At 69.0% G+C, this 13,832-nt stretch carries 12 protein-coding genes; 4 read left to right on the forward strand and 8 right to left on the reverse strand.

Annotation, left to right across the window (positions count from 1 at the left end; all coding sequences use genetic code 11):
- Nucleotides 1-8 precede the first annotated feature (8 nt).
- The 4 genes from lspA to murJ all read right to left on the reverse strand — a co-directional run bounded on the left by lspA (nucleotide 9) and on the right by murJ (nucleotide 6,034).
- Complete coding sequence (gene lspA / locus IE066_RS05865) at nucleotides 9-518, reverse strand: signal peptidase II (protein ID WP_189447711.1); 510 nt, start codon at nucleotides 516-518, stop codon at nucleotides 9-11.
- Nucleotides 519-563: 45 nt separating this feature from the next.
- Nucleotides 564-3,359, reverse strand: coding sequence for an isoleucine--tRNA ligase (gene ileS, locus IE066_RS05870; RefSeq protein ID WP_229790740.1), 2,796 nt, complete (start codon nucleotides 3,357-3,359; stop codon nucleotides 564-566).
- 76 nt (nucleotides 3,360-3,435) lie between these two features.
- Nucleotides 3,436-4,386 carry a bifunctional riboflavin kinase/FAD synthetase gene (locus IE066_RS05875; protein WP_189447715.1) on the reverse strand — a complete coding sequence of 317 codons (951 nt, stop codon included), beginning with the start codon at nucleotides 4,384-4,386 and terminating at the stop codon, nucleotides 3,436-3,438.
- 37 nt (nucleotides 4,387-4,423) lie between these two features.
- Nucleotides 4,424-6,034, reverse strand: a complete 1,611-nt coding sequence (murJ, locus tag IE066_RS05880) for a murein biosynthesis integral membrane protein MurJ (RefSeq protein WP_189447717.1) — start codon at nucleotides 6,032-6,034, stop codon at nucleotides 4,424-4,426.
- A gap of 137 nt (nucleotides 6,035-6,171) precedes the next feature.
- Between murJ and rpsT the strand changes: the two genes are divergently transcribed.
- Nucleotides 6,172-6,444 carry a 30S ribosomal protein S20 gene (rpsT, locus tag IE066_RS05885; protein ID WP_115646483.1) on the forward strand — a complete coding sequence of 91 codons (273 nt, stop codon included), beginning with the start codon at nucleotides 6,172-6,174 and terminating at the stop codon, nucleotides 6,442-6,444.
- A 197-nt stretch (nucleotides 6,445-6,641) separates the two neighbouring features.
- Here the strand turns inward: rpsT and cgtA are convergent, their stop codons facing one another.
- The 3 genes from cgtA to rplU all read right to left on the reverse strand — a co-directional run bounded on the left by cgtA (nucleotide 6,642) and on the right by rplU (nucleotide 8,478).
- Nucleotides 6,642-7,727 (reverse strand): Obg family GTPase CgtA, encoded by a 1,086-nt coding sequence (cgtA, locus tag IE066_RS05890; RefSeq protein WP_189447718.1) that lies wholly within the window; start codon nucleotides 7,725-7,727, stop codon nucleotides 6,642-6,644.
- A 157-nt stretch (nucleotides 7,728-7,884) separates the two neighbouring features.
- Nucleotides 7,885-8,145, reverse strand: coding sequence for a 50S ribosomal protein L27 (gene rpmA, locus IE066_RS05895; RefSeq protein WP_189447720.1), 261 nt, complete (start codon nucleotides 8,143-8,145; stop codon nucleotides 7,885-7,887).
- A gap of 15 nt (nucleotides 8,146-8,160) precedes the next feature.
- The gene (gene rplU, locus IE066_RS05900) at nucleotides 8,161-8,478 is read right to left on the reverse strand and encodes a 50S ribosomal protein L21 (protein ID WP_189447722.1); all 318 of its coding nucleotides are present in this window, start codon (nucleotides 8,476-8,478) and stop codon (nucleotides 8,161-8,163) included.
- 298 nt (nucleotides 8,479-8,776) lie between these two features.
- On the opposite strand from rplU, the gene uvrA reads away from it, so the two are divergent.
- Nucleotides 8,777-11,665 (forward strand): excinuclease ABC subunit UvrA, encoded by a 2,889-nt coding sequence (gene uvrA, locus IE066_RS05905; RefSeq protein ID WP_189447724.1) that lies wholly within the window; start codon nucleotides 8,777-8,779, stop codon nucleotides 11,663-11,665.
- A 452-nt stretch (nucleotides 11,666-12,117) separates the two neighbouring features.
- The gene (locus tag IE066_RS14750) at nucleotides 12,118-12,519 is read left to right on the forward strand and encodes an acyl-CoA thioesterase (protein WP_229790742.1); all 402 of its coding nucleotides are present in this window, start codon (nucleotides 12,118-12,120) and stop codon (nucleotides 12,517-12,519) included.
- On the opposite strand, the gene IE066_RS05915 is transcribed toward IE066_RS14750, so the two are convergent.
- Nucleotides 12,516-12,965 carry a copper chaperone PCu(A)C gene (locus tag IE066_RS05915; RefSeq protein WP_189447726.1) on the reverse strand — a complete coding sequence of 150 codons (450 nt, stop codon included), beginning with the start codon at nucleotides 12,963-12,965 and terminating at the stop codon, nucleotides 12,516-12,518. The two genes, IE066_RS14750 and IE066_RS05915, sit on opposite strands and share 4 nt — an antisense overlap.
- Nucleotides 12,966-13,052: 87 nt before the next feature.
- On the opposite strand from IE066_RS05915, the gene IE066_RS05920 reads away from it, so the two are divergent.
- Nucleotides 13,053-13,829, forward strand: coding sequence for an enoyl-CoA hydratase/isomerase family protein (locus tag IE066_RS05920; RefSeq protein ID WP_189447727.1), 777 nt, complete (start codon nucleotides 13,053-13,055; stop codon nucleotides 13,827-13,829).
- Nucleotides 13,830-13,832: the final 3 nt, after the last annotated feature.

Genomic DNA, 13,832 nt, shown 5'->3' on the forward strand with positions numbered 1-13,832 from the left:
CGCGAATGCTAGCGCCCGTCGGGCGTGCCCGCCTGACGGTCCGGCAACAGACCGGCGAGGACGATGCCGATCACGCCGACGACGATGGCGGCATCCGCGATGTTGAACGAGGGCCAGTAGAAGCGGCCGACATACCACTGGATGAAATCGACCACGTGGCCGTGCACCAGCCGGTCGATCACGTTGCCGATCGCGCCGCCGACCACCAGGGTGTACGGCAGGGCCGTGCGCCAGGCCCTGCGCGGCGTGCGCGACAACCAGAACGTCATCACGCCGCAGATGGCGACGGCGAACACCAGGAACAGGTACTTCTGCCAGCCGCCGGCATCGCTCAGCAGGCTGAACGCCGCGCCCGTATTGTAGGTGCGGAACCAGTTCCAGAAGCCCGGTATCACCTCGACCGGCGTGAACTCCGGCAGGCTGCGCAGTACCCAGGCCTTGGACAGCTGGTCGACGGCGATGACCGCCACCGACACCAGCAACCAGACCAGCGCGTTCTTTCCATCACGTTGACGCATCGGAACTCCGTTCGGCCGGGAAGGCAGAGGCGACTCGGCGGCCGGTCAGAACCAGCGGCGCACTTCGCCGGGTCCTTCGATATTGACGACGCAGCGGCCGCAGATCAGCGGGTGCGCGGCCACACTGCCGACGTCCGCCTGGTAATGCCAGCAGCGTGCGCACTTGGTCTTGCCGGTGCGCTGTGCGGACACCTCGCCACCGCCATCCCCCACCGTCACGTCGGCGGTGATGAACAGGAAGCGCAGCTCGTCCTGCAGCTCCCGCAGCCAGGCGGCCTCGTCCGGCGTCGCGGCGATCGAGATCTCCGCTTCCAGCGCAGCGCCGATTTCGCCCGCGGCGCGCATGGGCTCGAGCGTGCGGCTGACCTGCTCGCGCAGCGCCAGCAGGCGCTCGAACTTCGCGCCGTCGATAGCGGCATCGGCCGGCAGCGGCTGCAGACGGTCGTACCAGGTCGCGAACAGCACGTGGCCCGCGCGCGCTCCGCCGGGCGTCGCCTGCGGCAGGAAGCGCCACATCTCGTCGGCGGTGAAGCTCAGCACCGGCGCGACCCAGCGCACGAAGGCTTCGGCGACGTGGTACATCGCGGTCTGCGCCGAGCGCCGGCCGGCCGAATCCTCCGGCATGGTGTAGAGCCGGTCCTTGGTGACGTCGAGATACACCGAGCCCAGATCGACGCTGCAGAAGTTCGCCAGCGACTGCACCACCTCGGCGAGGTCGTAGCGTGCGTAGGCCGCGATGATCTTCTGCTGCAGCTCGAAGGCGCGATGCACGATCCAGCGGTCGAGCGCGACCATCGACTCCGGCGCCTGCAGGTGCGACACCGGATCGAAGCCGTCGAGGTTGGCGAGCAGGAATCGCGCGGTGTTGCGCAGGCGCCGATAGACGTCGCCGCTGCGCTTGAGGATCTCGTCGGAGACCGACATCTCGTTGCGGTAGTCGGTCGAGGCGATCCACAGCCGCAGCACGTCCGCGCCCATCTGGTCGACAACCTTCTGCGGCTCGATCGTGTTGCCGATCGACTTCGACATCTTCTTGCCCTGCGCGTCGACCGTGAAGCCGTGCGTGAGCACCTGCCGGTACGGCGCGACGCCGTCCATCGCGACGCCCGTCAGCAGCGAGGACTGGAACCAGCCGCGATGCTGGTCCGAGCCTTCGAGGTAGAGGTCGGCGGGCTTGCGCAGGCCGTCCTGCGGGCGCGCGGCGAGCACGCACTCGTGCGTGACGCCGGAATCGAACCAGACGTCGAGGATGTCGGTGACCTTCTCGTAGTCGGCCGCCTCATCGCCCAGCAGTTCGGCGGGATCGAGGTCGTACCAGACGTCGACGCCGCCGGATTCCACGCGCGCGGCGACCTGACGCATCAGCTCGGCCGAGTTGGGATGCGGCTCGAACGTGTGGCGATGGATGAACAGCGCGATCGGCACGCCCCAGGTGCGCTGGCGGCTGATGCACCAGTCGGGGCGGCCTTCGATCATGCCGGCGATGCGCGCCTCGCCCCAGTCGGGGAACCAGCCCACCTCCTTGATCGCGGCGAGCGCGTCGCGACGCAGACCGGCCTGCTCCATCGAGATGAACCACTGCGGCGTGGCGCGAAACACCACCGGCGTCTTGTGGCGCCAGCAGTGCGGATAGCTGTGCTGCAGCGGATGCGCGGCGAGCAGCAGCCCGAGCCCGCGCACGGCGTCGACAATCAGGTCGTTCGCCTTCCACAGATGGATGCCGGCGATCTCGGTGCCGTTCGCCGCGGGCGTGCCCGGAAGGTAGCGGCCGCGCGCGTCGACGGGATTCATGACCGCGGCCGGATAGCGATCGACCAGGCCGTACTTCTGGCTGACCGCGAAGTCCTCCTGGCCGTGGCCCGGGGCGGTGTGCACGGCGCCGGTACCGTCCTCGGCCGACACGTGATCGCCCAGCAGCAGCGGGATGTCGCGCTCGTAGAACGGATGCGCGAGCACCAGCCCTTCCATCGCCGCGCCCGCCGACGTGCCGAGCACGCGCGGCTCGTCGACGCCGTAACGCTTGAGCGCGCGCTCGACCAGCGCGCTCGCGAGCACCAGCAGGCGGCGACCGTTTGGGCCCGCGGGGCCCTCGACCAGCGAATACTCGAGTTCCGGGCCGATCGACACGGCGAGGCTCGCGGGCAGCGTCCACGGCGTGGTGGTCCAGATCGGCACGGCGACCTCGACGCCCGGCTCCAGCTCGGCGCCGAACACGCGCGCGAGCGCCTGCGGATCGCGTGCGAGGTAGGCCACGTCGATCGCCGGCGAGGTCTTGTCGGCGTACTCGATCTCGGCCTCGGCCAGCGCGGAGCCGCAGTCGAAACACCAGTGCACGGGCTTGGCGCCGCGCACCACGTGCCCGCGCTCGACGATCTTCGCCAGCGAACGCAGCATGTTCGCCTCGAAGGCGAAATCCATCGTGCGGTACGGGTTGTCCCAGTCGCCGATCACGCCCAGGCGCTTGAAGCCGGCGCGCTGCAGGTCGATCTGCTCGGCCGCGTATTCGCGGCACTTCTGGCGGAACTGCGCGGCATCGAGCTTGTCGCCGACCTTGCCGTGCTTCTTCTCGACCGCGACCTCGATCGGCAGGCCGTGGCAATCCCAGCCCGGCACGTACGGCGCGTCGTAACCTGAGAGCAGCTTCGACTTGACGATGACGTCCTTCAGCACCTTGTTGACCGCGTGGCCGATGTGGATCGCGCCGTTGGCGTACGGCGGGCCGTCGTGCAGCACGAAGGACTCGGCGCGACCGCCGACCTGCTCGCGGAGGCGCGCGTACAGGCCCTCGGCTTCCCAGCGCGCGAGCGTCTGCGGCTCGCGCTTGGGCAGGTCGCCGCGCATCGGGAATTCCGTGGCCGGCAGGTGCAGCGTGGCCTTGTACGGGTTGGCGTCGGGGGCTTCGCGGTCGGTCACGGGATCAGGCGGTCCTGCGGGTGTTCATGGGAGCGAGGATGCGCCGCGCCTGCTCCGAATCGCGATCCATCTGCGCGACCAGGGCGTCGAGTCCGTCGAATTTCAGTTCGTCGCGCAGCTTGGCGACGAACTCGATACGGATGCGGCGGGTGTAGATGTCCGCATCGAAGTCGAATATGTGGGTTTCCAGCAGCGGCTCAATGCCGCCGACCGTGGGCCGCGTGCCCAGGCTGGATACGGCCGCCAACGGCGCGGGCGACAGGCCATGCACGCGCGTGGCGAAGATGCCCGCCAGCGGCGGCGTGCCACGCGGCAGGCGCAGGTTCGCGGTGGGATAACCGAGCGTGCGCCCGAGCTGCTTGCCGCGCACGACGCGCCCCGCGATGTCGTAGGGGCGCCCGAGCAGCCGCGCGGCGAACTCGAAATCGCCGTCGGCCAGCGCCTGGCGGATGCGGGTGCTGGACACCCGATCGGCGCCAGCGTCGACGGGCTCGATCTCGCCGGCGCCGAAACCGCGCGTGGCGCCCTCGCGACGCAGCAGCTCGAGATCGCCGCCGCGCGCGCGGCCGAAGCGGAAATCGGGACCGACCCAGACGTCGCGCGCCTGCAGGCCGTCGACGAGCACGCGGGCGACGAAATCCTCGGCGGACATGCCGCTCAGGCGCGGGTCGAAGCGCAGCAGTGCGACGTCGTCGATGCCGAGTTCGAACAGCCCCTCCACGCGGCGGCGCGTGGACATGAGCCGCGGTGGCACGCTGCCGCGTGCGAAGACCTCGCGCGGCAGCGGATCGAAGGTGACGGCGGCCGCACGTACGCCCAGCTCGCGCGCACGCGACACGGCGCGGCGCACCAGCGCCTGATGCCCCAGGTGCAGGCCGTCGAATGCGCCGATGCAGACCACGCGCCCCTGCGGCGCTCGCGGCGCGCGGTCGACGTCTCGGAACAGCCTGCTCATCCGCTGAAGTATAGCCAGCCCACGCGGCCCGCCGGCCCTAGTGCTCGCGCAGGTGGCGCGGGCGGATCCCCAGCGCGACCAGCACGATGCCGTAGCTGGCCGCGCCCCCGACCACGAGCAGCAGCAGGTTGACGATGCGCAGATGCATGGCGGCCTCGGTGAAGTCCGGCAGCCAGTACAGGCCGAGCATCACCACCGCCACCATCGCAGCGCAGGCCAGCCCGACCTGAGTCAGGAAGCGACCCCAGCCCGGCTGGCGCGCGTACGCGCCCGATTTCCGCAACCAGTGCCACAGCAGCGCGAGGTTGAGGTAGCTCGCCGCCGCGCTGGCGAGCCCGAGCGCCAGGTGCAGGCCCGGCGTGGTCGCCAGCGCCTGCATGACGCCGCCCGCCCGGTCCTCCGCCGGCACCCGCCACGCGTAGACCGCGGCCAGGAAGATCGCGTTGAACAGCATGTTGGCGACCAGCGAGGCCACGCCCGCGCGCACGGGCGTCTTGGTGTCCTGCCGCGAATAGAAGGCGGGCAGCACCACCTTGACCAGTGCGAACGCCGGCAGGCCGAAGCTCAGGCCGAACACCGCCATCGCCGTCATCTGGGTGTCGAACGCGGTGAACCGGTCGTACTGGAACACCGTCGCGACCAGCGGCGTGGACAGCATCATCAGCCCGAGCGCGGCCGGGATAGCGATCAGCAGCGTGGTGCGCAGGCCCCAGTCGAACGTGCGCGAGAACGCGGCCGAATCGGTGCGCACGTGGTGGCGGGAGAGCGCCGGCAGGATCGCCGTGCCGAGCGCGACGCCGAACACGCCCAGCGGCAGCTCGAGGAAGCGGTCGGACAACGACAGCCAGGTCTGCGAGCCGGTGTACAGCATCGCGGCGATCCAGGTGTCGAGCAGCAGGTTGATCTGCGCGACGGACGAGCCGAACAGCGTCGGCACCATCAGCCGCACCACGCGCCGGACGTCCGGATGGCTCCAGCCCCAGCGCGGCAGCGTCAGCAGGTCGAGCTTCGCCAGCGACGGCAGCTGGAACAGCAACTGCAGGATGCCTGCGAACAGCACCGCCCAGCCAAGCGCGAGGATCGGCGTCTCCAACCGCGGCGCCAGCCACAGCGCGCCGGCGATCATGCAGAGATTGAGGATGACCGGGGTCAGCGCGGGCATCGCGAACCGGTGAAAGCTGTTGAGCGCGCCACCGGCCAGCGCGGTCAGCGAGACGAACAGGATGAACGGGAAGGTCAGCCGCAGCAGCTCGACCGTCAGTCCGAATTTCTCCGCCTTGTCCGGCGAGGCGCCCATGCTGAACAGCGCAGCGACCTGCGGGGTGAAGATCAGGCCGAGCGCGGTGATCAGCAGCAGCACCGCGCCGAGCGTGCCGGAGACCCGGGACATCAGCGCCCTCAGGTCGGCATGCGGGCGCGTCTCCTTCACCTCGGTGAAGACCGGCACGAAAGCGGTCGCGAACGAGCCCTCGGCGAACAGCCGGCGCATGAAGTTCGGGATGCGGAAGGCGACCCAGAACGCGTCCGTCGCCGCCGAGGCGCCGAAGGTGGTGGTGAGCACCTGGTCGCGGATGAGCCCGAAGACGCGGCTCACCATGGTCATGCTGCTGAAGGACAGCAGGCCGCGGGCGACGCGGGGCGCGGTCACAGGTTCCGCTCCGTTGACGGCCCGTTGACGCAAGCCATTGAAACCGCCATACTTTCCGGTCTGTCTGTACCCAATTCCCTCTCCTCAACGTGCTGTCTCCCGGACAGCCGCTCCACCAAGACTTCCAGGAAACCGCCGTGGCCAACATCAAGTCCGCCAAGAAGCGCGCCAAGCAGACGATCGTGCGCAACATGCGCAACGCCAGCCAGCGCTCGATGCTCCGCACCTCCGTCAAGAAGGTCCTCAAGGCCCTTCATGCGAACGACGCCGCCGGTGCCGAAGCCGCTTTCGCGCAGGCTCAGCCGCTGCTCGACCGCTTCAGCTCGCGTGGCCTGATCCACAAGAACAAGGCTGCCCGTCACAAGAGCCGCCTGAATGCCCGCATCAAGGCGCTGAAGGCCGCTGCCTGATACGCGCAGCGTTTCGCGAAGAAACCCGGCCTCGGCCGGGTTTTTTTGTGCCTGCGATTCCGTTCGCGTGGCGACTGCGAGGGACACGACGCGGCGGCGCATGCGCACGGCCATACGCGCAGCACGTCGCAGCACGCGCCAGCAAGCGCGCACATCCGGTTGCATCGAACGGACCCGGCTCACGGAATGTGCGCCGCTCAGGCTTCGGGCGTGCCTGCGTCGCCCTGCCAGTGCGCCGCCTCGCGCGCTTCCTCGGCTTCCTCGCGCTGGCGGTCGAAGAACGCCATGACGTCCTTCATGATCGGCCAGGTGCCTTCGCGGCCGATGGCGGACACGACGTAGCGATTCCCGGTCCAGACGAGCTCGTCGACGATCTGTGCGACCAGTTCGTCGCGCTCCTCGTCGAGCAGCAGGTCGGCCTTGTTGAGCACCAACCAGCGCGGCTTGGCGAGCAGTTCCGGATCGTGCTTTTCGAGTTCGCGTTCGATCGCGCGCACCTGCTCCGCCGGGCTGACGCCCTCGACGCCGCCCTCCATCGGGGCGATGTCCACCAGATGCAGCAGCAGGCGCGTGCGCTGCAGGTGGCGCAGGAACTGCGCGCCGAGGCCCGCGCCGTCCGCCGCGCCCTCGATGAGGCCCGGGATGTCCGCGATCACGAAGCTGCGATGCGGCTCCACGCTGACGACGCCGAGATTCGGATACAGCGTGGTGAACGGGTAGTCGGCCACCTTCGGCGTCGCCGCGGAAACCGCGCGGATGAAGGTGCTCTTGCCGGCGTTCGGGAAGCCCAGCAGGCCGACGTCGGCCAGCAGTTTCAACTCGAGCTTGAGCGCGCGCTGCTCGCCCGGCAGACCCGGCAGCGCCTTGCGCGGCGCGCGGTTCACCGAGCTCTTGAAATGCATGTTGCCGAGGCCGCCCTTGCCGCCCTGCGCGACCAGCAGCTTCTCGCCGTGGCGCGTGAGGTCGCCGATCACCTCGTCGGTCTCAACGTTGGTGACGACGGTGCCGACCGGCACGGTCACGACGAGGTCCTCGCCAGCCTTGCCGTACATCTGCCGGCCCATGCCGTTCTCGCCGCGCTGCGCCTTGAACATGCGCTGGTGGCGGAAATCGACCAGCGTGTTGAGGTTCTCGTCGGCCACCAGCCAGACGCTGCCGCCGTCGCCGCCGTCGCCGCCGTCAGGGCCGCCGAGCGGAATGAACTTCTCGCGGCGGAAGCCGACGCAACCGTTGCCGCCGTTACCTGCGATGACCTGGATTTCGGCTTCGTCGACGAGCTTCATGGCGCATGACCGGAAAGTGCGGGAGGGCGAAAAATGCCGCGCCGCATTGTGACTGAATCGCGTGCCGCGCCGCTGAGGGCACCGCATCGCGGAGATGATGATCGCTCAAACGAAAAGCCCCGCCGAAGCGGGGCTCGTCGAAGCGACGCTCGCCGGATTACTCGGCGGTGACGACGCTGACGGTGCGGCGCTTGGCCGGACCCTTGACCGAGAACTCGACCTTGCCGTCGACCAGCGCGAACAGCGTGTGGTCACGACCCAGGCCGACGCCCGGACCCGGATGGAACTGGGTGCCGCGCTGGCGGACGATGATGTTGCCGGCCTCGATGGCCTGGCCGCCGAAGATCTTCACACCCAGGTACTTCGGGTTGGAGTCGCGGCCGTTGCGGGTGGAACCTACGCCCTTTTTGTGTGCCATGGCTGCGTCTCCTGCTTACTTGTTGCCGCCGGCGATGCCGGTGATCTGGATTTCGGTGTAGTGCTGACGGTGGCCCATCTGCTTGCGATGGTGCTTGCGTCGACGGAACTTGACGATCTTCACCTTGTCGGCGCGGCCGTGGCCGACGACCGTGGCCTTGACGGTCGCGCCCTTCAGCGCGTCGCCGAGCTTCACGCCGTCGCTGCCGCCCAGCATGAGAATGTTCTCGAAGGTGATCTCGCTGCCGGCATCGGCCTCGAGCAGCTCGACGCGCAGCGTCTCGCCTTCCATCACCCGGTACTGCTTGCCGCCGGTGACCAGTACTGCGTACATGACCAGACTTCCTCTGTAGTTATTGTGGTCGGTTACCTGCCGGCGATCGACGCAGACAGAAGCGGAATTCTAGGCGACTCAACGGCTTAGCGCAACCGGCCCTCTGCGTCCCGCGCGGCGATGCCTGTCTCACCCGGCGAGACGCCGCGAGCGCAAAGTACCCCTGTTCAGGAACCGGCGGCCGCTGCCCGCTCACGTCTTCCTGCCCGCGGCGCCGACAAATTGTCCGGACTCCCCGCTCCCGATAGGCTCTCCTGTTCGCCGCGCGCCGGCGAGCCCCCTCCCCCAGGATTTACCGATGGCGATGGAATTCATCCGCATCCGCGGTGCGCGGACGCACAACCTGAAGAACGTCGACCTCGACCTTCCCCGCGACAAACTCATCGTCATCACCGGCCTTTCGGGCTCCGGCAAGTCGTCGCTCGCCTTCGACACCATCTACGCCGAGGGCCAGCGCCGTTACGTCGAGTCGCTGTCGGCCTATGCGCGGCAGTTCCTCTCGGTGATGGAAAAGCCCGATGTCGACCACATCGAAGGCCTGTCGCCGGCGATCTCGATCGAGCAGAAGTCCACCTCGCACAACCCGCGCTCCACGGTCGGCACGATCACCGAGATCTACGACTACCTGCGTCTGCTGTACGCGCGCGTCGGCACGCCGCGCTGCCCCGAGCACGGCTATCCGCTGGAGGCGCAGACCGTCAGCCAGATGGTCGACCAGGCGCTCGCGCTCGATCCCGAGCAGCGCTACATGCTGATCACGCCGGTGGTGCGCGACCGCAAGGGCGAGCACGCACACGTGTTCGACCAGCTGCGCGCGCAGGGCTACGTGCGCGTGCGCGTCGACGGCACGCTGTACGAGATCGACGAGGTGCCCAAGCTCAGCCTGCGCAGCAAGCACACCATCGAGGCGGTGATCGACCGCTTCCGCCCGCGCGAGGACCTCAAGCAGCGCCTGTCGGAATCGTTCGAGACCGCGCTCAAGCTCGGCGACGGGATGGCGCAGGTGCAATCGCTCGACGATGCCGCGGCAAAGCCGCTGCTGTTTTCCGCGCGCTACAGCTGCCCGATGTGCGACTACTCGCTGCCCGAGCTGGAGCCGCGGCTGTTCTCGTTCAACGCACCGATGGGCGCCTGCCCGACCTGCGACGGCCTCGGCGTGAGCCAGTTCTTCGATCCGGCGCGCGTGGTCGTGCATCCCGACCTCTCCCTGTCGGCCGGCGCGGTGCGCGGCTGGGACCGCCGCAACACCTACTACTTCCAGCTGGTGCAGTCGCTCGCCAAGCACTACGGCTTCAACGTCGACATGCCCTGGAACCAGCTCGCCGAGAAGGCGAAGCAGGCGGTGCTCTACGGCAGCGGTACGGAGGCGATCACCTTCACCTACATCAATGATTCGGGCGGCCGCTACCAGCGCCGGCATCGCTTCGAGGGTGTGATCCCGAACCTCGAACGGCGATACCGCGAGACCGAATCCGACGCTGTACGCGAGGAGCTCTCGAAGTACATCAGCGACCGTCCGTGCACCGAGTGCGGCGGCGCGCGTCTCAACCGCGCCGCGCGCAACGTGTTCGTGGCCGACCACGGCATCGCGCAGATCGTGGTGATGCCAATCGACGCGGCGCTGCGCTTCTTCCAAGGCCTCGAACTGCCGGGCTGGCGCGGCGAGATCGCGTCGAAGATCGTCAAGGAGATCGCCGAGCGCCTGACGTTCCTCGTCGACGTAGGCCTCGACTACCTGACGCTCGAGCGCAAGGCCGACACGCTGTCCGGCGGCGAGGCGCAGCGCATCCGTCTCGCCTCGCAGATCGGCGCGGGCCTCGTCGGCGTGATGTACGTGCTCGACGAGCCATCGATCGGCCTGCACCAGCGCGACAACGAGCGCCTGCTGGGCACGCTGACGCGCCTGCGCGAACTCGGCAACACGGTCATCGTCGTCGAGCACGACGAGGATGCGATCCGCCTCGCCGACTATGTCGTCGACATCGGCCCCGGCGCAGGCGTGCACGGCGGCACGGTCGTCGCCGAGGGCACACCGCAGGCGGTGATGTCCAACCCGAAGTCGGTGACCGGCCAGTACCTCAGTGGCGCGCGCCGGATCGAAGTGCCGGCCACGCGCCACAAGCCCGACAAGGGCATGTGGTTCCACCTCAAGGGCGCGAAGGGCAACAACCTGCGCGGCGTCGACCTCGAGATTCCGGCCGGCCTGCTGACCTGCGTGACCGGCGTTTCGGGTTCCGGCAAGTCGACGCTGATCAACGACACGCTGCACGCGATTACCGCCAACGAGCTCAATGGCGCTTCGATGTCGCCGGCGCCTTACGACAGCTACGACAACATCGAGCTGTGGGACAAGGTGGTCGACATCGACCAGTCGCCGATCGGCCGCACGCCGCGCAGCAACCCGGCCACGTACACCGGCCTGTTCACGCCTCTGCGCGAGCTGTTCGCGCAGGTGCCGGAATCGCGCGCCCGCGGCTACGCGCCAGGCCGTTTCAGCTTCAACGTCAAGGGTGGACGCTGCGAGGCCTGCCAGGGCGACGGCCTGATCAAGGTCGAGATGCACTTCCTGCCCGACGTGTACGTTCCTTGCGACGTCTGCGGCGGCAAGCGCTACAACCGCGAGACGCTGGAGATCCTCTACAAGGGCTACAACATCAGCGACGTGCTCGAGATGACCGTCGAGGACGCGCTGGGCCTGTTCGATGCGATTCCGTCGATCTCGCGCAAGCTGGAAACGCTGATGGACGTCGGCCTGAGCTACATCAAGCTCGGCCAGTCGGCGACCACGCTGTCGGGCGGCGAGGCGCAGCGCGTCAAGCTGTCGAAGGAGCTCTCGCGGCGCGACACCGGCCGCACGCTCTACATCCTCGACGAGCCGACCACGGGCCTCCACTTCGCCGACATCGAGCAGCTGCTCGGCGTGCTGCATCGCCTGCGCGACGACGGCAACACGGTGGTGGTGATCGAACACAACCTCGACGTCATCAAGACGGCGGACTGGGTGATCGACCTCGGCCCCGAGGGCGGTCATCGCGGCGGCACGATCCTGGGTTGCGGTACGCCCGAGGAAATCGCGGCGTTGCCGCAGTCGCATACCGGCCGCTTCCTTGCGCCGCTGCTCCGACGCGATCAAGCTGTCGCGCCCGCGCCGAAGCCCGGCCGCAAGCGCAAGACCGCCGCACGATGACCGACCAGCCGCCTCCGCCGACCGACAAGAAGCCCCGCCGCCCCGCCGCGGCACGAAAGCGCCCGGGCCGGCGCGTCGCTGCGAAGAAGGATGCGCCTGAGGCGGCGGCTGCCGTGGAGAACGCCGTTTCGGAAGCTGCCGCGCCGGTCGAACCCACGGCGAAGTCCGCCGACATCCCGGCAGTGCTTGACCCGAAGCCGCTTGCGGAACCGGGCACGCGTGGCGATGCACCGGCGACCGACGCGGCATTCGTGCAGAAGTCGCCGGAGCCCGTTGCCGTGGCAAGCGACGCGCCTAGCGCCGACGCGCCCGCCGCGGCTGCGTCGTTACCCGCCGCCGCGGAACGCACCGACGTGGAGCCGACGGCCGCTCCTGCGCAAAAGCCGGCGCAAACGCCGCAGGCTCGCGCTGCCGAAGCAACGCCGAACGCCCCGATCCAGCGCCAGGCCTCGCTGCGCCCGGGCGAATTGATCCGCGTGCCGCTGTCGGTGCGCTGGCGCGATCTCGACGCCTTCAACCACGTCAACAACTCGAAGTACCTGAGCTACCTCGAGGAAGCGCGGCTGCGCTGGATGCTGTCGGTTCCCGGCATGGGAATGGACGAAAACGTCGCGCCCGTCGTCGCGGCCTCCAACCTCAGCTACCGCCGCCCGATCGGCTGGCCCGGCGACATCGTCGTCGAGCTTTTCGTCGAACGCATCGGCGGCAGCAGCCTCACCATCGGCCATCGCATCGTCGACTCGACGGACGGCAACGTCCTCTACTGCGACGGCAACGTGGTGATGGTGTGGATCGACCGGAACACGGGCCGCTCCGCTCCGCTTCCCGAGGACGTGCGCGCCGCCTGCCGCTAGGGCGCGGCGCGACGCAGTTCGAAGTCGACGGGCAGCACGCGCCCGTCGGCGAGGCGCAGATCGATGCGCAGGTGCGTCGTCGGCACCGCGCTTCCCTCGCGCGGCATGGCCAGCATCAGATGCCGCCCCCCCGGGCGGAACTCGATGCGCTGGCCCGGTGCGACGGTTTGCGAGGCCAGCGGCAGCATGCGGCTGATGCCGTTCTCCAGCCGCGTCTCGTGCATCGACACGTCGCTGAAACGCGCGCTGCTCGCGCCGGAGAGCGTGACCGGCATGGCGCAGGGATTCTCGATCGTGAAGTAGCCCGCGCCGATCGGCATGACGGGCGTCATGCGCACCCAGGCGCCGCGGATGACGGGCACGCAGGCCGGTTTCGCGCGGGCGGCATCCGCGGTCGTCGAGAGGGCGGCCAAGCCGAGGAACAGCAGCACGAGGGCGTTTCGCATGCCCCGCATTGTAGGCGGCACGCAGCGCCGGTCGCCCGCGGCCGGGGCGGCGGTTAATCTGCCGGTTTCTCGATCGGGGAATGGCCCATGGGCTTGGTGGAACTGCTCGACCACGACGGCATCGCGGAAGTACGCATGGCGCGCGCGCCGGTCAATGCGCTGAGCCCGGCGTTCTGCGCCGAGCTGCGCGAGGCGCTCGCCCAGGCCGTGCATCAGGGCGCGCAGGGCATCGCGCTCACCGGGCTGCCCTCGATCTTCTCGGCCGGGCTCGACGTGCCCTACCTGATGTCGCTCGGCGAGGACCGCGGCGCGCTGCAGCACGCATGGGAAGCGTTCTTCGGCGTCGCGCGGGCGCTGGTGGACTCGCCGGTCCCCGTCGCCGCGGGCATTACCGGACATTCGCCCGCCGGCGGCTGCGTACTTGCGCTGTGTTGCGATTACCGCGTCATGGCGCGCTCGCCCGACGCGGCCAAGCCGTTCCGCGTTGGCCTGAACGAAACGCAGGTGGGCCTGGTTGCGCCGGAAGGCATCCAGCGGCTCATGCGCCGGGTGGTGGGGCCGCATCGTGCCGAGCGGCTTCTGGTCGGCGGGCTGATGCCCGACACCGACGAGGCGTATGCGATCGGCCTGGTCGACGAGATTTCGAGTGTCGAGGAGACGCCGGCGCGCGCGGTGGCGTGGCTGCGCACGCTGGCAGCCCTGCCCCGCCAGCCGATGCTGGAAACGCGTGCGATCGCGCGTGCCGACGCCGTCGAGGCGCTGCAGGCGCGCCACATCGAGCTCGAGCGCTTCGTGGAGGCCTGGTACGCGCCCGACTCGCAGGCCGCACTGCGTGCCGTGCTCGAGCGCCTGGGCAAGCGCTGAGGC

It is taken from the genome of Cognatilysobacter xinjiangensis, assembly GCF_014651995.1.
GTDB classification, from domain to species: Bacteria; Pseudomonadota; Gammaproteobacteria; order Xanthomonadales; family Xanthomonadaceae; genus Cognatilysobacter; species Cognatilysobacter xinjiangensis.